At 60.3% G+C, this 21,162-nt stretch carries 21 protein-coding genes; 15 read left to right on the top strand and 6 right to left on the bottom strand.

Features of this window, described 5'->3' with window-relative positions; genetic code table 11:
* Positions 1-58: 58 nt before the first annotated feature.
* From C3Y91_RS01180 to C3Y91_RS01245, 14 genes are all read left to right on the top strand, one after another.
* Positions 59-1,321, top strand: coding sequence for an ABC transporter substrate-binding protein (locus C3Y91_RS01180; protein WP_075223681.1), 1,263 nt, complete (start codon positions 59-61; stop codon positions 1,319-1,321).
* A 66-nt stretch (positions 1,322-1,387) separates the two neighbouring features.
* The gene (locus C3Y91_RS01185) at positions 1,388-2,296 is read left to right on the top strand and encodes a carbohydrate ABC transporter permease (RefSeq protein WP_024320141.1); all 909 of its coding nucleotides are present in this window, start codon (positions 1,388-1,390) and stop codon (positions 2,294-2,296) included.
* A 3-nt stretch (positions 2,297-2,299) separates the two neighbouring features.
* Complete coding sequence (locus tag C3Y91_RS01190; RefSeq protein WP_018069356.1) at positions 2,300-3,187, top strand: carbohydrate ABC transporter permease; 888 nt, start codon at positions 2,300-2,302, stop codon at positions 3,185-3,187.
* A gap of 61 nt (positions 3,188-3,248) precedes the next feature.
* Positions 3,249-4,325 (top strand): ABC transporter ATP-binding protein, encoded by a 1,077-nt coding sequence (locus C3Y91_RS01195; protein ID WP_130770005.1) that lies wholly within the window; start codon positions 3,249-3,251, stop codon positions 4,323-4,325.
* 248 nt (positions 4,326-4,573) lie between these two features.
* Positions 4,574-5,596, top strand: coding sequence for a LacI family DNA-binding transcriptional regulator (locus C3Y91_RS01200; protein ID WP_018069358.1), 1,023 nt, complete (start codon positions 4,574-4,576; stop codon positions 5,594-5,596).
* A gap of 38 nt (positions 5,597-5,634) precedes the next feature.
* Entirely contained in the window at positions 5,635-6,588 is a 954-nt protein-coding gene (locus C3Y91_RS01205; RefSeq protein ID WP_018069359.1) for an ABC transporter substrate-binding protein, read from the top strand.
* A complete protein-coding gene (locus tag C3Y91_RS01210) occupies positions 6,585-7,406 on the top strand; it encodes an ATP-binding cassette domain-containing protein (protein WP_130792202.1) in 822 nt (273 codons plus the stop codon). Before C3Y91_RS01205 ends, C3Y91_RS01210 begins: the two co-directional genes overlap by 4 nt.
* Positions 7,403-8,407, top strand: coding sequence for an ABC transporter permease (locus C3Y91_RS01215; protein ID WP_018069361.1), 1,005 nt, complete (start codon positions 7,403-7,405; stop codon positions 8,405-8,407). Before C3Y91_RS01210 ends, C3Y91_RS01215 begins: the two co-directional genes overlap by 4 nt.
* A gap of 4 nt (positions 8,408-8,411) precedes the next feature.
* Positions 8,412-9,491, top strand: coding sequence for a phosphotriesterase family protein (locus tag C3Y91_RS01220; RefSeq protein WP_027688775.1), 1,080 nt, complete (start codon positions 8,412-8,414; stop codon positions 9,489-9,491).
* Positions 9,492-9,527: 36 nt separating this feature from the next.
* A complete protein-coding gene (locus tag C3Y91_RS01225; protein ID WP_018069363.1) occupies positions 9,528-10,301 on the top strand; it encodes a glutamine amidotransferase in 774 nt (257 codons plus the stop codon).
* 35 nt (positions 10,302-10,336) lie between these two features.
* The gene (locus tag C3Y91_RS01230) at positions 10,337-11,179 is read left to right on the top strand and encodes a BtpA/SgcQ family protein (RefSeq protein WP_018069364.1); all 843 of its coding nucleotides are present in this window, start codon (positions 10,337-10,339) and stop codon (positions 11,177-11,179) included.
* Between the two features lie 2 nt (positions 11,180-11,181).
* On the top strand, positions 11,182-11,829 hold the full coding sequence (locus tag C3Y91_RS01235; protein ID WP_024320149.1) for a TenA family protein: 648 nt from the start codon (positions 11,182-11,184) through the stop codon (positions 11,827-11,829).
* Between the two features lie 23 nt (positions 11,830-11,852).
* A complete protein-coding gene (locus C3Y91_RS01240; RefSeq protein ID WP_130815058.1) occupies positions 11,853-12,746 on the top strand; it encodes a ribokinase in 894 nt (297 codons plus the stop codon).
* A 105-nt stretch (positions 12,747-12,851) separates the two neighbouring features.
* Positions 12,852-13,685, top strand: coding sequence for an inositol monophosphatase family protein (locus C3Y91_RS01245; protein WP_024320151.1), 834 nt, complete (start codon positions 12,852-12,854; stop codon positions 13,683-13,685).
* A gap of 151 nt (positions 13,686-13,836) precedes the next feature.
* On the opposite strand, the gene C3Y91_RS01250 is transcribed toward C3Y91_RS01245, so the two are convergent.
* The 6 genes from C3Y91_RS01250 to C3Y91_RS01275 form a co-directional block, all read right to left on the bottom strand.
* The gene (locus C3Y91_RS01250; RefSeq protein WP_018069369.1) at positions 13,837-14,310 is read right to left on the bottom strand and encodes a chemotaxis protein CheW; all 474 of its coding nucleotides are present in this window, start codon (positions 14,308-14,310) and stop codon (positions 13,837-13,839) included.
* The gene (locus C3Y91_RS01255) at positions 14,310-16,100 is read right to left on the bottom strand and encodes a methyl-accepting chemotaxis protein (protein ID WP_130689171.1); all 1,791 of its coding nucleotides are present in this window, start codon (positions 16,098-16,100) and stop codon (positions 14,310-14,312) included. Before C3Y91_RS01255 ends, C3Y91_RS01250 begins: the two co-directional genes overlap by 1 nt.
* A gap of 331 nt (positions 16,101-16,431) precedes the next feature.
* Positions 16,432-17,514, bottom strand: coding sequence for an ABC transporter ATP-binding protein (locus C3Y91_RS01260; protein ID WP_168574894.1), 1,083 nt, complete (start codon positions 17,512-17,514; stop codon positions 16,432-16,434).
* A 93-nt stretch (positions 17,515-17,607) separates the two neighbouring features.
* Positions 17,608-18,435 carry an ABC transporter permease gene (locus tag C3Y91_RS01265; protein WP_130815059.1) on the bottom strand — a complete coding sequence of 276 codons (828 nt, stop codon included), beginning with the start codon at positions 18,433-18,435 and terminating at the stop codon, positions 17,608-17,610.
* On the bottom strand, positions 18,432-19,322 hold the full coding sequence (locus C3Y91_RS01270) for an ABC transporter permease (RefSeq protein WP_024320155.1): 891 nt from the start codon (positions 19,320-19,322) through the stop codon (positions 18,432-18,434). Before C3Y91_RS01270 ends, C3Y91_RS01265 begins: the two co-directional genes overlap by 4 nt.
* A complete protein-coding gene (locus C3Y91_RS01275; protein WP_024320156.1) occupies positions 19,322-20,467 on the bottom strand; it encodes an extracellular solute-binding protein in 1,146 nt (381 codons plus the stop codon). The genes C3Y91_RS01270 and C3Y91_RS01275 overlap by 1 nt, the downstream gene beginning before the upstream one ends.
* Positions 20,468-20,652: 185 nt before the next feature.
* Here C3Y91_RS01275 and msrA point away from each other — a divergent pair, with 185 nt between their 5' ends.
* Complete coding sequence (gene msrA, locus C3Y91_RS01280; protein WP_003551975.1) at positions 20,653-21,162, top strand: peptide-methionine (S)-S-oxide reductase MsrA; 510 nt, start codon at positions 20,653-20,655, stop codon at positions 21,160-21,162.

Here is a 21,162-nt window from a genome sequence, read left to right on the forward strand (position 1 = left end):
TCCATGACTGACTAACTTGGGTCTTTTCGCGGCGCAGCCGCTTTTTTGGGAGGAAAGCATGAAAAGAATTGCAAGACTTGCGCTAGCACTCGGCACGGCGATGCTGATGACTTCGGTCGGCCATGCCGAACAGAAGACCTTCAAGATTTGGTGGTTCGAGGAGCCGACCACGGCTCAGGGCATTGTCTGGAAGAAAGCGCTCGAGGAGTTCAAGGCGAAACATCCGGACATCAACGTCAGCTTCGAGCAGAAGACCTTTCAGCAGTTGCAGGCCTCAGGCGGCATGATCCTCAATTCCGATCAGGCCCCCGACGTGCTCGAGTACAACAAGGGCAATGCGACCGCTGGCTTGGTTGCAAGCCAGGGATTACTGACCAATCTGGATGACTATGTGAAGAAGGAAGGCTGGGACAAGATCCTTAACGAAGGCGATCTTGTCCTTAGCCGTTATGACGAAAAGGGCATCTATGGCTCCGGCCCTGTTTGGGGCGTTTCGGTCTTCGGCGAATATGTTTCGTGCTTCTACAATATTGACATGTTCGAAAAGGCAGGCCTCAAGCCGCCGACGACGCTCGAAGAGTGGGTCGCTGACATGGAAGCCTTCAAGCAGAAGGGTCTCACACCTCTCGCGCTCGGCGCCATCGACACCAGTGGCCAGCACTTGCTAGCCTCTCTAGCCTATACCAAGGCCGATGACGCCTGGGTCCAGAATTATCAGGGTTTGAAGGCTCCCCTCGACGGCGCGCCCTACCTCTATGCGGCGCAGACATTGCTCGACTGGGTCAAAAAGGGCTACATCAACAAGGACTCCACGGGCATGAAGGACCCGGACGCGGCTCTGCTCTTCACCTCCGGCAAGGCGCCGATGTACGTCTCGGGCACTTGGAATCTCGGCACCTTCGCCTCGACCATCAAGGACTTCAAGTGGGGTCAGTTCGTCATTCCGACGCCGAAATATTCGGTCGGCTCGACAGGCAATCTCTGGGTCGTTCCCAAGGGTAGCAAGAATCCCGATCTCGCCGCCGAGTGGATCAGCCTGACCTTGTCGCCGAAATACCAAGCTGAACTCGGCAATGCCGGCGGCGTGCCGATCGCCGCTGATCTTTCCGTCATCACCAACCCCATCGGTAAGAACGCCGCAGCGGTTTTCAAGCAGATCTCTGACAAAAGCGGCCTCGGTTTCTATCCTGACTGGCCGGTTCCCGGCTACTACGACGTGCTCAACCAGAAAGACACCGGTCTCTTCCAGGGCAGTCTTACTGCGGAGCAGTTCGTGGAACAGATCAAGCAGGTTTACGACGACACGCAGGAAAATCAGTAGCGCGACCTTGAATGCTGGGCTGCGCCCAAGGCGCAGCCCAGCATGCGAGGCTGAAGGAAGAATGATATGGCCATATCCAGCCAGCGATCGAGCGACGGTTCACGAAGCTATAGCCTCTATCTCATTCCGGGGACGATCGGCTTCATTCTAATCGTACTCATACCGCAGCTTGCTAATCTCGGGCTGAGCTTCACGGCATGGAAAGGCGTCGGAACGCCACGACCGGTCGGCCTGCAGAACTATCATCGCCTGCTGACGGATGATCAATTCTGGGGATCGATGTATCACACGCTGCTGTTCATCGTTTCGATGACCGTCATACCGGTGTGCATCGGCCTGGTGTTGGCCGCTCTGCTGTTCGACTATGTCAGGGACCAATTCGGTGAATGGGTATCGAGCTTTTTCAGGGCCGGTTTTTACTTACCGCAGATTCTGCCCGTAACGGTCGCGGGCGTTCTCTGGGGCTGGATTCTGAATCCCGTCGGTGTCATCAACATCACGCTAAAGGCCATCGGCCTGGGTAATTTCGCACAGAACTGGATCGGCGATGCGACATACGCGCTTGCTGCCGTCTCGCTCGTCATTGTCTGGATACAGGTCGGCTACTGTCTGGTGGTTTTCATGGCCGGTCTTTCGCGTATCGACCCTTCTCTCTACGAGGCTGCGGAGCTCGATGGGGCAAACTGGTGGAGCCGGTTTGTGACGATCACCATTCCACTTCTGGCGCCGGAGATTTTCGTCGTTGTGCTGACCACGCTGATCGCAGCGCTTAAAGTCTTTGCGCCAATCTTTGTCATCACCGCCGGCGGCCCCGACAATGCCACCCTCGTGCCATCCTATCTGACTTACTACCACTTCTTCACAACACAGCGCGTCGGCTATGCCGCGGCCATCGCGGTCGTGCAAACGACTCTGACGATTGCGTTGGCTGTCATTTTCCTACGCTTCCAGAGCCAGCAGGAGTCGAAGGAGTAGATCATGGCTTACTCAGTTCTCAGCGATGTTACGACCAAGACAAAGGCGACGGCGGCAGCCGATCGCGCGCGACGCGATCCCATGCGGTGGGTGGTGCTGGCCATCCTTATTCTACTCCTCGCCTTTACGCTCTTTCCCTTTTTCCTTGCTCTGCTCAACGCCGTCAAGGCCAGTGCCGAATACGCGGTTGGCGGACCGCTATCGATTCCCCGGTCGATCGATCTCACCGCGATCGAGAAATTCTGGACGGTGTCTGATTTCAGCCGCAAGCTGCTCAACAGCGTGGTGATCAGTCTCGCTGTGTCAGTGTTGGGGGTGCTGATAAGCCTGTTCAACGCATATGCGATTGGGGTCGGCAAGGTGCCGGGTTCGCGCGTGATTTTGGTGGTCTTTCTTCTGGGCATTATGGTGCCGCAGGAGTCGATCATTTACCCGCTATACTACATGGCCAAAGCGAGCGGTCTCTACGATACGCAGCTTTCCGTGATCATCATTTTCGCGGTCCTGCAAAGCGCTTTCGGGACTTACCTGCTATCGACCGTGCTGAGTACATTTCCCAAGGAAATCCTCGAAGCGGCCGAGATGGATGGTTCGACCCACTGGAAAACGCTCTGGTTCGTAGTCGTCCCAGTACTGCGGCCGACACTCATGGTCCTGGGAACCTTCTTTTTCATCTGGACTTGGAACGAATTCTTGATCCCGCTCGTCATGCTGGTGTCCAATAACAACCAGACGGTCTCGGTCGCCATGGGCCTCACCCGCGGTCAGAATATGTCGGACCCGGTGCTGCAGGCCTCGGCGGCTTTCCTGGGTATAATACCGACCGTGATCTTCTTCTTGATCTTCCAACGCACGCTAACGCGCGGCATCGCCGCCGGAGCAGTCAAATGACGACATTTTTCACCCTTGGCCATCTCATCGGTCCCGGTTGGGGACCAGCAAGGTTTTCGGCATGAGCCAGGACATCCAGATCGAACTCTTGGGCATCGAGAAGCACTACGGCGCCTTTCACGCGCTTAAGAATGTCAACCTTTCAATTCCCAAGGGCACGTTCGTCGCGCTGGTCGGTCCGTCCGGATGCGGCAAGTCCACGTTGCTCCGCTCGCTTGCCGGGCTGGAAAAAATTACCGGCGGCACGCTGAAGATTGCCGGCGAGGTGATGAACGACGTGCCGCCGCGGGCGCGCAATATCGCCATGGTTTTTCAAAGTTACGCCCTGTATCCGCATATGACGGTGGAACAGAACCTGACCTATTCGCTGAAAATGCACGGCGTCCCCAAGGCTGAGGCAAAGCAGAAAGCCGAGGAAGTCGCTGTCATCACCGGTCTTTCCCGGCTGCTCGACCGTTATCCGCGCCAGCTTTCGGGAGGCCAACGGCAGCGTGTAGCCATGGGCCGCGCCATCATCCGCAACCCCCAGGCCTTCCTGTTCGACGAGCCGCTTTCCAACCTTGATGCAGCGCTCCGTGTCTCGATGCGCAAGGAAATCCGCGCCCTGCACGACCGGCTGGGCGCCACCTCGGTGTATGTCACCCATGACCAGATCGAGGCGATGACGATGGCCGACCATGTGGTGGTGATGCGCGATGGCGTCATCGAACAGCAGGGCGCGCCGCTCGACCTCTACGACCGGCCGGCAAACCGGTTCGTTGCCGGTTTCATTGGCTCGCCGGCCATGAATTTCATTCCCGCGATGGCCGCGGAAGACGGCAAGAGCCTGATCCTGGACTTCGGCGCGATGAAGCAGACGCTTGCGATCACCCGTGCCATCGAGCCCGGACGTAAGCTCGTCGCCGGCATCCGTCCGGAACATATCGGCGTCGTCGAGCCCGGACATGGCAGCTTCGATGTGCCGATTGCATTTGTCGAATCGACCGGCTCCTCGACCTTCATCGTCGCGGAGACCCAGCCGGAACTGACGATCGTCGAGACGCGCCGCGACAGGGTCAAGGCAGGAGACATGATCGGACTTTCGGTCGATCCCGACCAGATCCATCTCTTCGACGCCTCGACCGACCACGCCATATAAAGGCCGCGGCCCGTCGGCTTGCTATTGTCAAAATCGAACCGGGTGACACCGTCGAGCCAGATCTCGCAAGCATCGCCGGCGACTGGCTGCGCGACAAGCTCGAGCCGACGATCGCCTGACGGCCTGCCAGTCGAGCTTCGATCGGCAAGAAAAATAGATCCTGCACATTCATCGCTGTTGACAACGGCGAGCAATCGATATTGTCTTGTAAAGCGCTTTACTAAACCGCTTTACAATAGGTCCAATCAATGGCCAAGGGAACGACACCAAGTCTGAAGGATGTTGCAGCCGCGGCCAACGTGTCGGTCACGACAGTGTCGCGTTTCGTCAACGGAAGCCTCGATCTTCCCTTTCAGACCAAGAAGCGCATCGAGGATGCGATCAAGACGCTGAACTACCGGCCGAACCCGCATGCGCGTCGCTTAAGCAGGGGGCGCTCGGACACGATCGGCCTCGTCGTGCCCGATATCGCCAACCCTTTCTTCGCGACCCTTGTCGCCGCCGTCGAGCAGGCGGCCGATGAAAAGAAGCTTGCGGTCTCGTTGCACGCCACGCTCAACCGGCCGGGGCGCGAGATCGAATATCTGCAACTGATCGAGCGCAATCACGTCGACGGCCTGATCTTCGTCACCAACCATCCCGACGACGGTGCGCTCGCTGCCCTCATCAACGGCAGCGGCAAGGTCATCATCGTCGATGAGGACATTCCGGATTCGAAGGCGCCGAAGCTGTTCTGCGACAATGAGCAGGGCGGTTATCTCGCCGGCCAGCACCTGGCCGAGCAAGGCCATCGCCACGTCCTCTTCATCGGCGGCGACGAGCGCATGATCAGCGCCCGCAGGCGTTATGACGGCCTGCTGAAGGCGCTGAGGGAGCGGCATGGCGAGGAAGCCCGGGCCGACCGCTATGCCGGCGAGTATACCATCGAATACGGCCGTGCGGCGGCGCTCGAATATCTCGCCGGAGACCGAGAGGCGACGGCGATCTTCGCCAGCTCCGACGAGATCGCCATCGGGCTCGTCGAGGTCTTCGGCAGCCGGGGCGTCTCGATCCCCGGCGACATCTCGGTCATCGGCTTCGACGATGTCGGCCCGCTTCATCTTTTTGCGCCGCCGCTGACGGCGATCCGCCAGCCGGTGCGCCAGATCGGCCGGCGATCGCTGGAACTGCTTCTGGAAACCAATTGGCACGAGTGGAAACCATCCGCTTCGGAGGAACTGGTGCCTGTCGAAATCGTGGTGCGGAACTCCGTTGCGCCGCCTGCGAAATAATAATCAGCAACGTCAAAAAACCAAAAGAGGATGAGAACATGACACTGAATTTGACAAGACGAACGATGATCGCAGCCGCCGGCTTTACGGCATTGACCTTCATCGGCCTGTCCAGCGCTGAGGCGCAGGAAAAGAAGACGGTCGCACTGGTGCAGATCAACCAGCAGGCGCTTTTCTTCAACCAGATGAATGAGGGCGCCCAGAAGGCGGCCGATGCTGCCGGCGTCAAGCTGGTGATCTTCAACGCCAACAACGAGACGACGGCGCAAAACAGCGCCATCGAAACCTACGTCCAGGAAAAGGTCTCCGGGCTTGCCGTCGTGGCGATCGACGTCAACGGCATCATGCCGGCGGTCAAGCAGGCGGCCGATGCCGGCATTCCCGTCGTCGCCATCGACGCCATCCTGCCTGATGGTCCGCAGAAGGCGCAGATCGGCGTGGACAATGCCGCGGCCGGCGCCGACATGGGCAAATACTTCCTCGACTACGTCAAGGCGAACATGGGCGGCAAGGCCAAGCTCGGCGTTGTCGGCGCGCTGAACTCGTTCATTCAGAACATCCGCCAGGACGGCTTCGAGAAGACCCTGAAAGGCGTTGACGGCATTGAAATGGCCGGCGTCGTCGACGGGCAGAACATCCAGGACAACGCCCTTGCGGCGGCCGAAAACCTGATCACCGCCAATCCTGACCTGACCGCGATCTACGCCACCGGCGAGCCGGCCCTGATGGGAGCGATCGCCGCCGTCCAGAGCCAGGGCAAGCAGGATAAGATCAAGGTGTTCGGCTGGGATCTGACTGCCGAAGCCATTGCCGGCATCGATGCCGGCTTCGTCGTCGCCGTCGTCCAGCAGGATCCGGCCGCAATGGGCGGTGCCGCCGTCGACGCGCTCGTCAAGGCCTCGGCCGGCGAAGCCGTCACCAAGACGATCTCGGTGCCGATCACCATCGTGACCAAGGAGAATGTCGAGCCATACCGGGCCGTCTTCAAATGATCGAAAGCGGACAGCATGACATCGCTGCCGCCGGTTCCGGAGGGGGCGCACCCTCCGGAACCGGCACATCCGGCGGCACCCGATCCGACCCGCGCATCTCGCTGCGCGGCATCCGCAAGTCTTTCGGTTCGCACCAGGCGTTGCGCGGCGTCGATCTCGACATCTTCCCCGGCGAATGCCTGGGCCTCGTCGGCGATAACGCCGCCGGCAAATCGACGCTGACGAAGATCATCTCGGGAACCTACATTCCCGATGCCGGCACCATCACCATGGAAGGTGAGGAGGTTCGCTTCTCCGGCCCCGCGGACGCGCGTGGCAGAAATATTGAAATGGTGTTCCAGGATCTCAGCCTCTGCGACCATATCGATGTCGTCGGCAATCTCTTCCTCGGCCGCGAACTCAGTCGCGGGCCGTTTCTCGACACCAGGACGATGCTGGCGGAAGCCCGCAAGATGCTGGATTCGCTTGAGATCCGCATCCCGAGGCTGACCGGGAAGGTCGCCCAGCTTTCCGGCGGGCAGCGTCAGGCGATCGCGATCGCACGCGCCGCCTCCTTCAAGCCGAAGGTGCTGATCATGGATGAGCCGACGTCGGCACTTGCCGTCGCCGAGGTCGAGGCGGTTCTGGCCCTGATCAACCGCGTCAAGGCAAATGGGGTTTCGGTGATCCTCATCACCCACCGGCTGCAGGATCTCTTCCGGGTCTGTGACCGCATTGCGGTGATGTACGAGGGCACGAAGGTGGCCGAACGGCAGATCGGCAGCACCAATCTCGAAGATCTCGTCAGGCTGATCGTCGGTGAAGGAGCCAGGCAATGACGGCTTATACGGAACGCGGCCACGGCTCGCGCGTCGCCGATTTCTTCGGTGAACACGCACAGGTCCTGTCGATCGCCATTTTCTTCCTCGCCTGCATGATTTTCTTCTCGATCGGCAGCGAAACCTTCTTCACGCTCGGCAACATCCTGAACATCGTGCGCCAAGCCGCTCCCATCCTGATCGTCGCCATCGCCATGACCTTCGTCATCATCACCGGCGGCATCGATCTTTCGGTCGGATCGCAGGTCGCGCTCGTCAATGCGGTTGCGGCGATCATCATGGCGATGGGTGTTCCCTGGCCGTCGGTCGTCATCGGCATGATCGTGCTCGGCGGCTTCATGGGGCTGGTGCAGGGCTGGTTTACCGCCTATCAGGGCATCCCGGCCTTCATCGTCACGCTTGCCGGCCTCTCGATCCTGCGCGGCCTGGCGCTCTATCTGACCCAGGGCTATTCGATTCCGATCAAGGATGCGCCGGGCTTCTTCGCGCTCGGTCGGGGCGAAATCCTCAGCTTCCCGATCCCAGCGGTCATTGCCGTCGCCATCGCCATTCTCGGCTATGTCGTCATCACCGCGACCAAATATGGCCGGCAGGTCGTGGCGGTCGGCTCTAATGCAGAGGCGGCGCGGCGCGTCGGCATGCCCGCCAAATGGATCATCGCCTCGGTCTATATCATCTCCGGCGTCGCCTGCGCCGTCGCCGGCCTGCTGATCGCCGCTCGCCTCGGCTCCGGTTCGTCCAATGCCGCCGTCGGTTTCGAGCTGCAGGTAATCGCCGCCGTGGTGCTCGGCGGAACGTCGCTGATGGGCGGACGCGGCACCATCCTCGGCACCGTGCTTGGCACGCTGACCATCGCCGTAATCGGCAACGGCCTGATCCTGATGCACATATCGCCGTTCTTCACCCAGATCGTCACCGGCGCCATCATCCTCGTCGCCATCTGGCTGAATACGCGCATCTTCACGGCCAATTTCCATTTCCGGCTGGGCAGGAAAGGATGAAGCGATGAGCGAGCAGACAACAGAAAGCCTGTCCGAAGCCCATGTCCGCTCCGGCAAGGTGATGACCGTTACCGGCTCCATCTCGGCGGATGCACTCGGCGTGACGCTGATGCACGAGCATATCCTCAACGACTGCCGCTGCTGGTGGCATGCGCCGAAGACGCCGGAACGGCAATATCTCGCCGAAAGCTTCGTCTGCATGGAGATCCTCGGCGAACTCCGGCAGGACCCCTTCGTCAACAAGCACAATATCACGCTGGATGACGAACATCTGGCAGTGACAGAACTCAAGGATTTCGCCGCGGCGGGCGGGCGCACCGTGGTGGAACCGACCTGCAAGGGCATCGGCCGTGATCCCCTGGCACTCCAGCGCATCTCGAAAGCATCCGGTCTCAACATCGTGATGGGGGCGGGTTATTACCTCGGCTCCTCACATCCTGAAGGCGTCGCCGCGATGAGCGTCGACGAGATCGCGGGTGAAATCGTCCGCGAGGCGAGGGAAGGGGTCGACGGCACCGGCGTCAGGATCGGCCTGATCGGCGAGATCGGCGTCTCCTCGGATTTCACCGCTGAGGAGGAGAAGTCGCTGCGCGGTGCGGCACGCGCACAGGTGCTGACCGGGCTTCCGCTGATGGTGCATCTGCCGGGCTGGTTCCGTCTCGGCCACCGCGTGCTCGACGTGGTGGCGGAGGAGGGGGCGGATCTCCGCCACACCGTGCTTTGCCATATGAATCCGTCGCATGACGACATCGCCTACCAGAGCGAGCTGGCGGAGCGTGGCGCCTTCATCGAATACGACATGATCGGCATGGATTTCTTCTATGCCGACCAGCAGGTGCAATGCCCGAGCGACGAGGAGGCGGCGCGTGCGATCGTGCGTCTCGTCGAGGCCGGTTATCTCGACCGGATTCTTCTGTCGCACGACGTCTTTCTGAAGATGATGCTGACGCATTACGGCGGCAATGGCTACGCCTATATCCTCCGCCACTTCCTTCCCCGTCTTCAGCGGCACGGCCTCGACAGGACGGTTCTCGACGAAATGATGCGCAGCAATCCGCGCCGCGTCTTTCATGCCGGAGCTTAGCTCCATCAATTCAATCGATCACAGGTACCGCAGACCATGACAAAAAAAATCCTCCTTGTCGGCGAGAGCTGGGTCAGCTCCGCCACGCATTACAAAGGCTTCGACCAGTTCGGCAGCGTCACCTTCCATCTCGGCGCCGAACCGCTGGTCAAGGCGCTCGCCGGCAGCGCCTTCGAGCTCACCTATATGCCGGCGCACGAGGCAGTGGAGAAATTCCCCTTCGAGATGGCCGGGCTCGACGCCTATGACGCCATCATTCTCTCCGATATCGGCGCCAACTCGCTGCTGCTGCCACCGGATGTGTGGCTGCATTCGCGCACCGTGCCGAACCGCCTGAAGCTTCTGAAGGCGTGGGTGGAGAAGGGCGGCGGCCTGCTGATGGTCGGCGGCTACTTCTCCTTCCAGGGCATCGACGGCAAGGCGCGCTGGCGGCGCACCCCCGTCGAAGACACGCTGCCCGTCACCTGCCTGCCGTATGACGACCGCGTCGAAATTCCCGAGGGCACCGTTGCTGAGGTCGTGAAGCCGGAGCATCCGACGATGCAGGGTCTCGAAGGCGCCTGGCCGGTGCTTCTCGGCGTTAACGAGGTCGAAGTGCGAGACCGTGCCGATGTCGAGATCGTCGCGCGCCTGCCGGAGGATCAGGGCGGCCATCCGCTGCTCGTCGTCGGCACGTACGGCACTGGGCGGACGGCAGCCTGGACGTCCGATATCGGCCCGCACTGGCTCTCGCCCGCGTTCTGCGAATGGGAAGGCTATGGCCGGCTCTGGAAGAACATCCTCGGCTGGCTCACCGAAAAGCAGGCGTGATTTCAGCGCGCGGCAGGAATTGGAAAGGGAATGACATGCAGGAAATTTCGGACAGGCCGTCCAACGCCATCAGGGATATCTTCGGCAGGGACAAGGTTCTGATCGGCATGATCCATTGCCCGGCCTTTCCGGGCGCGCCGCGCTACCGGGGGGCTGCGATGGATGCGATCTACGACGCGTGTATGCGCGACGCCGAAGCTTGCGTGGAAGGCGGCCTGCATGGGCTGATCATCGAAAATCACGGCGATGTGCCGTTTTCGAAGCCCGAGGATATCGGCCCCGAGACGACCGGCTTCATGTCCATCGTCACCGACCGGATCGCGCGCGCCGCCGGCATTCCGCTTGGTGTCAACGTGCTGGCCAACGCACCGATTCCAGCCTTCGCCATTGCCATGGCGGGTGGCGCCAAATTCATCCGCGTCAATCAATGGGCCAATGCCTATGTCGCCAATGAAGGCTTCATGGAGGGCAGGGCGGCCGAGGCCATGCGCTACCGCTCGCTGTTGAGGGCCGAGCACATCAAGGTCTTTGCCGACAGCCACGTCAAGCATGGCAGCCACGCCATCGTCGCCGACCGCTCGATCCAGGAGCTGACGCGCGATCTCGCCTTCTTCGATGCCGACGGCGTCATCGCCACCGGCCAGCGAACCGGCAATTCGGCAACGATGGAAGAAATCGAGGAGATCGGTGCGGCGACACACCTGCCGCTGCTCGTCGGCTCCGGCGTCAACAAGGACAATATCGTCGATATTCTCGCCCGCACCAACGGCGTCATCGTTGCGTCTTCGTTGAAGCACGGCGGCGTCTGGTGGAACCCGGTCGACGTCGAGCGGGTGCGCGCCTTCCGGGCGGCGGCTGAACCGGGACTGGAGGGCTGAGCATGGCGGCAGAGAGCCTTTCGGCCCGCATCCTGCGCGAGAACGATGCTGTCTTCCGGACGATGCTGAGCCACCGCTTCGTCGAGGACGTCAAGAACGACAGGCTGAGCAAGGCGGCTTTCGAACGTTATCTCGTCTATGAAGGGGCCTTCGTCGACAGCGCCATCTCGATCTTCGCCTATGCGGCGGCGACCGCCAAGACGATGATGCAGAAGCGTTGGCTGATCGCGGTTCTCGATGCGCTCGCCAACGAGCAAATCGCCTATTTCGAGCGCACCTTCGCCAGCCGCGGCATCGATCCCTCGTCCTTCGATACCGGCATCGCCGAGGTCGAGGCCTTTCGCACCGGCATGTTGGAGATCGCCCGCCAAGGCGGTTTCCTCGACACGGTCGCGGCGATGTTTGCGGCCGAGTGGATGTATTGGACCTGGTCGAAGGAAGCAGCCAACCGCCCGATCAGCGATCCGCTCTTGAAAGAATGGGTCGACCTGCATGTCGATCCGAACTTCGCCGCCCAGGCGCAATGGCTGAAGAATGAACTCGACATGACAGGAGAAACGCTGGAAGAGGATGAAAAAGCGCGGCTCAGCGCGATCTTCGGCCGGGCGATGCAGCTCGAGGTCGATTTTCACGATGCGCCTTACCTTTAGCCTCACCTTGCGAAAGCGGATGCATGCGCGCCTACATAATCGGTAACGTCGCCATCGACGAAACCATCGCCGTTTCGGAACTTCCCTTCATCGGCGCCTCCATCCTGGGCAATGCCGGGGGTAGCGATCTCGGCGGCAAGGGCACGAACCAGGCTGTCGTCATGGCTCGCTGCGGCGTTCCGACAACGCTGGTGGCGCCCGTCGGCAGGGATGCGAGGGCCGATACGATACGCCATTACCTCGCGGACGAGCCGCTTCGGAGCGAACTGATCGAAATGGAAGATGCATCGAGCGACGTCTCGATCATCTTCCGGCTGCCGGGCGGCGAAAATGCCATCGTCACGACGACGCAATCGGCGCAAAGCCTGTCCCTCTCCGATGTCAGGCGTATCCTCTCGACGGCGGGCTCCGGCGATCTGATGATGCTGCAGGGCAACCTCTCCGACCGGACGACGCGCGACATTCTCGAACATGCGAGAGCGATCGGCATGGTCACCGCCTTCAATCCCTCGCCGGTGCGCTCCTATTTCTCCGATCTCTGGGATCTGATCGACATCGCCTTCCTGAACAAGGGCGAGGCGCAGGCCCTCACGGGAACGACGGGCAGGGATGCTGCCGAATATCTTCTGAGCCGGGGGCTGCGCGAAATCGTCCTGACGCTGGGCGGCGACGGCGCGACGCTCGTGAACCGGCACGATAGTATCGAAGTGCCCGCCCAGGTCTGCGATGTTGTGGATACAACGGGCGCAGGCGATACCTTCATGGCCGCAGCACTTGCATCCTGCGCGCTGCGCGGGCAGCGCCTAGACAGATTAGCCATCGAACACGCAGTTGCAGCCGCAGCCATCACCGTCTCAAGACATGGAACAAGAAAGGCATTTCCGACCATTTCCGAGCTTGAAGCGATCCTGAGATAGCCGCTCGGTGTGGCTTGCAGCTTCATAAAACCATCATCAGCCTCTGCGAAGGGATGGGCTCCTCGCGATTCACTCCGTCATATCAGCAGCATCCGGACTTTTCTCATGACAACTTCCCCGATTTCCGCGCGTCTTTCCCCGACCGCCTCGTCCCGCCTCGTCGTGCTTGCCGAAACGGTATTGAAGGCGGGCGAAACCGCCCGCGGCTCCCTGCGGCGACGAACGTCGGCAGAAATGCTCGCCAAGGCGCCGCGCGATTATCAAACCGAAATCGATGTTGCCGTCGAGCGGATCATCGTCGACGAGATGACGAAGGCCTTCCCGGACTATGCCATCCAGGGCGAGGAAGCCGTCGGCAACCGCACGGCGGGTCCGGAAACACCAATCATCTACATCGACCCGATCGATGGCACGACCAATTACGCCTGGGGCATTCCGCATTTCGGCATGACGATCTCGATCGTCGAAGGCGGCAGGCTCGTCATGGGCGTCGTTTATGATGCCATGCAGGACGAGTTGTTCAGCGCCGAGATCGGCGGCGGCGCCTATCTGAACGGCGAGCGCATCCGCTGCGCCGATGTCGGCGACATCGAAAACGTGCTCGTTGGCGCCGGCCTGCCGATCCCGGGCCAGCTCAAGGCGGTTTCCGAAGAGATCTATTTCGATGCGATCAAACGCCTGATGGCGAATACGGCAGGCGTGCGCCGCCTCGGCTCGGCGGCACTGTCGATCGCCTATGTCGCCTGCGGCCGGCTGGACGGGTTCTTCGAAGACGGGCTGTCTCTCCACGATTTCGGCGCCTCGGCGCTGATGGTCGAAGAGGCGGGCGGCATCGTCACCCGTTTTTCCGGCGCTAAGGTTGTCGGAAAGAGCGATATCCTGGCCGCCAGCAAGGCGTTACATCCATGGCTGCTGGGAGGCTTCCAGATCAAGACATGAACCGGCGCATTCCGGTGCAATTATCCCGCTTCCGCATGAGCGGATGTCACGCCGACAACTGTGTTGGCGCGGTGCTAGAGCATGATGTCTATGGGCGGATTTCGGACGACATCATGCTCTACTCTTCGATTTGAACGCCGAACCGGGACAACTAAGCGGCCAATGCTTTGTCGTCGTCAGCGAACATTCTGGTCAAGCTGAGAAAGTAAATCATCCCAGACTGGTGAGTGATAATTCCTTCACAGTATGAGCGGTCCGGCGAACTGACAATCTCTGGAGCCTGTTGCAGATCATCGGCGTTGATCGAAAGCATATCGGTGACCTGATCCACCATTAGGCCGATCGGTTTGCCGTGAACTTCCGCGACCACGATTGCACTGCGTTCGGTCGCTTCCGACGACGGCATCCCCAGCTTGCGACATAAGTCGATTGTGGGAATGACGACGCCTCGCAAGTTAATGATACCGACCATTTCCGGCGGCGCATGCGGAATCGGCGTCGAAGCCGCCCATCCACGTATCTCTCGAATGGAGGTGGTCTCGATGCAGAAGCTCTGACCATTCAATTGGAATGCAATGATTTCAAGAGACGTACGTCCCTCGCGATTTTTGGATATCGACGCCATCAAAACTCCTCCCAGCTGTCGCCGCCTTTAAGCGCGCCATTCCCGTTGAATGCTCGGGCCACCTTCGCCGTCATCTGACGGGCTGGCGACGGCATAGCCCGCAAATGCCGGTCGGCTGCAACCGGGGCAGCACGAGATGCACCGGCACCTGTCCCGATGTTGAACTGACCGAGGAGATCGAAGAGCTGCTCTGCTTCCTTGGCAAGGCTATGCGCCGAGGCCGTCGTCTCCTCGACCATGGCGGCATTCTGCTGTGTGCCCTGGTCCATCGTGTTGACGGCGGTGTTGATTTCCTTGAGACCCGTTGCCTGCTCTTTGGAGGCTTCGACGATGGCACCGACATTACCGTCGACTTGCACGACCTGGGTCACGATTTCCTGCAATGCCTTGCCGGTATTACCAACCAAGGCAACCCCGCTTTTGACGTGTTCGTTCGAGGCATTGATCAGCTCTTTGATCTCCTTTGCCGCCTTGGCCGATCGCTGGGCGAGTTCGCGAACTTCCTGGGCAACGACGGCGAACCCCTTGCCAGCGTCGCCGGCTCGGGCCGCTTCGACGCCGGCATTGAGCGCCAGAAGATTAGTCTGGAAAGCGATCTCGTCGATCACGCCGATAATGTTGGCGATCTCGCCGGCGGACTTTTCGATCTTGCCCATCGCATCCACGGCTTGACTGACAATGTTGCCAGAATTCTCCGCGTTCTCCTTGGTCTTGCGAACAAGCTGCCCTGCTTCCTGGGCGCGGGAACTGGAATCAGCGACGGTGGTTGTGATCTCCTCAAGCGCTGCGGCCGTCTCCTCGACGGAAGCAGCCTGCTGCTCGGTACGCTTGGAGAGATCGTTCGAGGCAGATTGTATTTGTTGCGATGCCGCAGCGATGGCGCCAGCGTTCTGCGAGATTGTCTGCAATGTAACGCGAAGCTTCGATGAAGCGTCGTTAAAATCAGCGCGCAGCTTCTCCAAGGTGGGCAGGAAGGGCAGGGCGATGGTCTGAGTCAGATCGCCTTCTGATAAAGCCTTCAGCGCTCCCGCGAGTTGGTCGACATTTCCGACGCGCGTGGTGACATCGGTCGCAAATTTGACGACCTTGAACACTTTGCCGTTCATGTCAAAGATCGGATTGTACGATGCCTGGATATGGACCTTCTTGCCGCCCTTGCCGATACGCAAGAACTCATCCGCAACGAATTCTCCCGCGGCAAGCCTCGTCCAGAACCGACGATAATCTTCACTGTTGCTATAGCTTGGCTCACAGAACATGGAGTGATGTTTGCCCTGGATTTCCGTCAGCTCATAGCCGAGTGTCGTCAGGAAATTGTCATTTGCATTGACGATTTCGCCTTTCGGAGTGAACTCGATGACCGCCTGGGCGCGCGAAATGGCGTTCAGCTTACCGCCATCTTCGGCCGCCTTCAGCTTCTGCGCGGTGATATCGGTCGCGAATTTGACGACCTTATAGGGTTTGCCACCGCTAAAGACCGGGTTGTAGGAGGCTTCGATCCAGACCTCCGTGCCGTCCTTGCGAATGCGCTTATACTGCCGTTGATCGAACTCACCGCGCGCCAGTTTTGCCCAGAAGTCTCTGTAGTCGGAGCTGGCTGCTTCTGCCGGATCGACGAAGAGGCGATGATGTTGACCAACGATTTCAGAAAGCTGATAACCGAGCGCCCGGCAAAAGTTTTCATTCGCGAAGATGATTGAACCGTCAAGCTTGAACTCGATGATCGCCTGAGATTTGCTCATCGCTTCGAGAACGGCCTTTGCATCGGCGCCAGCGCCAAATCCCAACATTCATTCCTCCAACGTTTCACAATGGGCCGTTAACGCGTGCCGAAACCCATCAAATACCATTACTTTTGGTAGTGCTAATTCTTAAATGAAGACGTTTATAATATGTAAATGTACTAATGCACTCGTGTAAAATTCCTTCATTTCTGTTTGAATTTTTTCAGATAATCGAAATGGCGGTCGCTCCGCACAACCGCGGATACACAAAAAGACCATGGAAAACGCGGACTAAACTTTAACTTTAGTTCGAAACATCAAACCTGGCATCAGATCACACGGCGTGAGCTGGCGTAGTCAACAGCTTGAAGCGCCGTTCATGCCGAATCAAACGCATCTATGTGTGCGACTTAATGCGGTCGCCGAGGTACTGCGGCATGATCTGCAACTCGGCGTGGACAAGCTCGTTGTCGCGGAAGATGAAAAAGCCGGCGAAGCTCGGCTCGACTCTCATCCCGGCCCGGATCTGATCATCCGGCGCCACCATCGCCTTCAGGCGGGTGCCATCGGCAAGATCGATATCGACCATCTTGTGGGTGCCGAAATCGACGATGCGATGGACTGTCGCAGCATCGACCCGGCCCGAGGAACGGATCGTCAGGGCTTCCGGGCGGGCGGCCAGCGTCACCGGCCCGTCCTCGACTGGAACGGCAAGCGGAAACAGCGGATGCTCGCAGACGCCGTTTTTGATGTGGCTCTGGACAAAATTCATCGAGCCGATGAAGCCGGCGACGAAGGCCGTCTGCGGCTGCCGGTAGATGATGCTTGGCGGAGCGATCTGTTCGGTGCCTCCGTCGCGCATGACGACGATGCGGTCGGCGAGCGCTAAGGCCTCGTCCTGGCCATGGGTGACGAAGAGCGTGGTGATGCCGAGGCGCTGCTGGATATCGCGCACTTCCTCCCTCAACCTTTCGCGTAAGTGCTGGTCGAGGCTGGCGAAGGGCTCGTCGAGCAGAAGGATCTTCGGCTCGAGCACGAGCGAGCGGGCAAGGGCGACACGCTGCTGCTGGCCGCCGGAGAGCTGCGTCGTCATCCGCTGCCCGTAATCGGCAAGACCGACCAGGGCCAAAGCATCCTCGACACGCTCACGGATCTCCGCTTTCGGCAGCCGGCGGAGCTTCAGACCGAAGGCGATGTTGTTGAAGACATCCATGTGCGTCCAGAGCGCATGGCTCTGGAACACCATGCCGGTCGGACGCCGCTCGGGCGGCAGCGTCGTCACGTCCTTCGCGTCGATGCGGATCGTTCCGCCGCTCGGGCGCTCGAAGCCGCCGATCATCCTGAGAAGCGTCGATTTGCCGGAACCGGATGGGCCGAGCAGGCAGACGAGTTCGCCGTCGCCGACTTCGAGCGAGAAGTCGCGAACGGCAAAGGTGGTCCCGAACAGCTTCGAAACGCCCTCGATCGAAAGATGTGCCATTCTCAAACCCTTCCCTGAACTAGAGCATGATGCCGAAAAGTGTGAGCGGTTTTCGGACGACCTCATGCTCACCATCTCTGATGTAGCAAAGCTTCACGCGCCGAAGCCTCTCGCAAAGGCGCCGGTGCCGATCACGCGGCGCGCAAACATCAGCGCGATAACGGACGGCACCCACAGCATGACTGACAGTACGGCGCCGTATTGCACGACGATCTGGTTGTTGATGAAGCTGATCATCAGCACCGGCATGGTGCGAATCTCGGGCGCGCCGATCAGCCAGGCGCCTTCGGTCTCGTAGAAAGTGCCGACGTAGGTCAAGAGCAGCGCGGCTGATATCGTCGGTGCGGCCTGCGGCAGGGTGATCGACCAGAAGACGCGCAGCGGCGTGGCACCGGCATCGCGCGCCGCCTCTTCCATGCGCCGGTCGACATTCTGGAAGGCTGCGACCGGAATCCAGATCATCAGCATCAGCGTGCCGACCAGCTGGATCAGCACGACGCCCCAGAAAGTGCTGATCAGGCCGAGCTGCAGGAAGATGCCGGCAATGGCAACGAGCAGGCCGAATTTCGGAAAGGCATGCGATGCGAGGAACGACAGAAACAGGATGTTCCTGCCGGGAAAACGCATGCGCGCGAAGGCGTAAGCCGCGGGAAGGCAGATCACGGCGGAAAGAATTGTCACAGTCGTCGTCAACCGCAGGCTGAGGAAGAGCGCGTCCCAGACATCCGGACGTGCCAGCGTCTGGCCCCAGAAACGCAGGCCGAATTGCTGCGGGATCACCGATGGATAACGCCAGACCTCGGTGAAAGCCCATGTTCCGACGACGATCAGCGGCAGCGCGATGAACAGCGTCAGCAGGCACGCAAAGAGCAAGCCGATCCAGTCGAATCGCAGGCCGAAGCTCGATCTGCCGGCACTCACGGCTGGGCCTCGCGGTTGCGGGCGATCGACCTGATGTAGAGGATGCCGAAGATCAGGCAGAAGCCGAATGTGATGACGGCCTGGGTCATGGCGTTCAGCGGGTCGTTCATGTCGGCGAAGGTGCGCTGCATGAACGGCCCCATCATCTCCGGCGATGCCGAGCCGAGCACATAGGGCAGGGTGAAGGCGGAGAAGATGCCCAGTACGGCGAAGGACGCGGTGACCAGCAGGGAATTGCCCATGCGCGGAAGAATGATCGAGATGAACAGCCGGAGAGGGCCTGCGCCGACATCGCGGGCGGCTTCGATCGCACTGTTCGAAATGGAGGAAAGCCCCGCCGTCAGCATCAGCACCGTCAGGGGAAGATTGTCCCAGACGAGGCCGATGACCGGTCCCCACGGCGTCAGATAGGGCGTGCGCAGCTTCGGCAGGCTGACGGCGTTCAGCAACAGGTCGACGGTGCCGTTCGGCCCGATCGTCCTGATCAGCGCATAGGCGAGAATGATCGACGGCACGAACATCGGGAAGATCGCAAGAGCCTGCACATAGGCGGCAAGGCGCCCCTGCGAAAACCGGAGGTAAAGCGCGATCGGAAGGCCGATCGCCAGAAGCAGAATGCCGCAGACGGCTGTGGTCCAGAGCGTCAGCCACAAATTGCCGAGGCTGTAGCCGTCGGTGAAGAAGAAGCGATAGGAGGCAAGTGAGAATTCCGTCGCGCCGTCAGGGCCTGGAACGAAGATTGTGCCGACGACCGCCGAAAAGATCGGAAAGACGATCAGCCATGCGAGCAGGAGGACCGGCAGGGCAACGAGAAGGAGCCCGATCGAGCTCCCCCTGTTGATGGACCGGTGACGGCGCAGAACCGCCGGCGCAGTGTCAGCGGACATCAGGTGCGGCTGATGCTTGGCGCAACATTGCGGTACCAGCCGTCGGCAATCGCCTTTTCCCAATCGCCGCCCGGGAAGGTCGGAATGGTCGACGGAATGACGTCGGCATATTTCTTGCGGAGGTCGTCGGAGATGTGATCCCAAGAGATGGCGGGGAAACCACCGATCTCCGTGACGATCGCTTCTTGCATTTCCTTCGTCAGCATGAATGCGGCAAGCTTCAGCGCCGCATCCTTGTTGGCGCCGTTGGAGAAGACGGTGATGCTGGAGAAGCCGCCGCAAAGGGCAAGATCGCTAAGCTGCACGAGGCCGGTCGTATCAGGCAGTACGCCCTGCGAGATCGCCTGCAGCACCTGGTCCGACCAGACCGGCACCATGGTGACGACGCCCTGGGCGAGCAGCTGGATCGACTGGGTGTTGCCGGCGGTATAGGCGCCCTTGTCATAGAGCGCCGGGGCGAGGTCGTTGAGGATCTTCCAGGCCGGCGTCAGCGTCTCAGTGGCGAAGTCGGCGGTGAAATTGTCGAGCTTGAACTTCTTTGGATCGCGGCCATTGGCCTCATGGATCGCGCGACGGACGAAGTTTCCGCCCGAACCGCCCTTATCAGGACGGTTATAGATGAACTGGCCCGGATTGGCCTTGATCCAGGCGGTGAGCTGATCCCAGCTCTTCGGCGCATCCTTCGGGTCGAGCTTGGTCGTGTCGTAGGCGAGAAGCACCTGCGAACCGCGATAGGGAAGGGAGTAGGGTGTGTCGAAGGCAAGCGGGTTGATATGGTCGTAGCCCTCGATGTTCTCGCCGGAGAGCTTGACCCAGAGCCCGGCATCGATGCCGCCGGATGGCAGGCGGGGATCGAACTGCTCGAAAAGGTCGGCCTGCGGATCGGTCTTCGTCTTCAGGGCGGCGAGCGCACGGTCGGCGATGGCGCGCAGGCCATTATTGTCGCCGGCATCGGTGACCTTCAGGGCGACACCCGGATGCGCCTTTTCGAAGGCCGGGCGGATGGTGTTGTTCCAGAGGTCGACGATATTGGCATCCGAACCGCTGTAGAGGTCGATCGTGCCGGCTGCGGCCGATGCGAAACGCGGAAGAGCCAGCAGACCGGCTGCGGCTGACGATGTGATCAGAAATTCGCGTCTATTCATAACCCGTCTCCATCAGGTGTCGAGGCTCAGCCTCCGCAGGATTGTCCAAGGCCTTGCTAGCGCCGGCGCGTAACATCGACATGACAGATCGGGCGTGTCTGGAGGAAATTGCACAGCTGTGCTCTTTGCGCCGTGTGGAAATTGGCGGCAGGAGATACTATCTCTTGCGGAAAAGGAGATATCCAATGACCGAAGAACGTGCAGTCCTCGCCGGTGGTTGCTTCTGGGGCATGCAGGACCTCATCCGCCGATACAAGGGCGTGATTTCGACCCGCGTCGGCTATACCGGCGGCGATGTGCCGAATGCCACCTACCGCAACCACGGAACCCATGCCGAGGCGATCGAGATCATCTTCGATCCCTCAAGGATCAGCTATCGGGAAATCCTCGAATTCTTCTTCCAGATCCACGACCCGAGCACGCGCAACCGCCAGGGCAACGATGTTGGCTTGAGCTACCGCTCGGCAATCTTCTACGTCACCCCTGAACAGGAGCGCGTCGCCAGGGATACGATCGCCGATGTCGACGCGTCAGGCCTGTGGCCCGGCAAGGTCGTCACCGAAGTCGTGCCGGTCAGCGATTTCTGGGAAGCCGAACCCGAGCACCAGGATTATCTGGAGCGGATTCCGAACGGCTATACCTGCCACTTCGTCCGGCCCGGCTGGAAGCTGCCGGTTCGCCAGAAGATCGCCTGA

Source organism: Rhizobium ruizarguesonis, from assembly GCF_012349115.1.
GTDB lineage: Bacteria > Pseudomonadota > Alphaproteobacteria > Rhizobiales > Rhizobiaceae > Rhizobium > Rhizobium ruizarguesonis.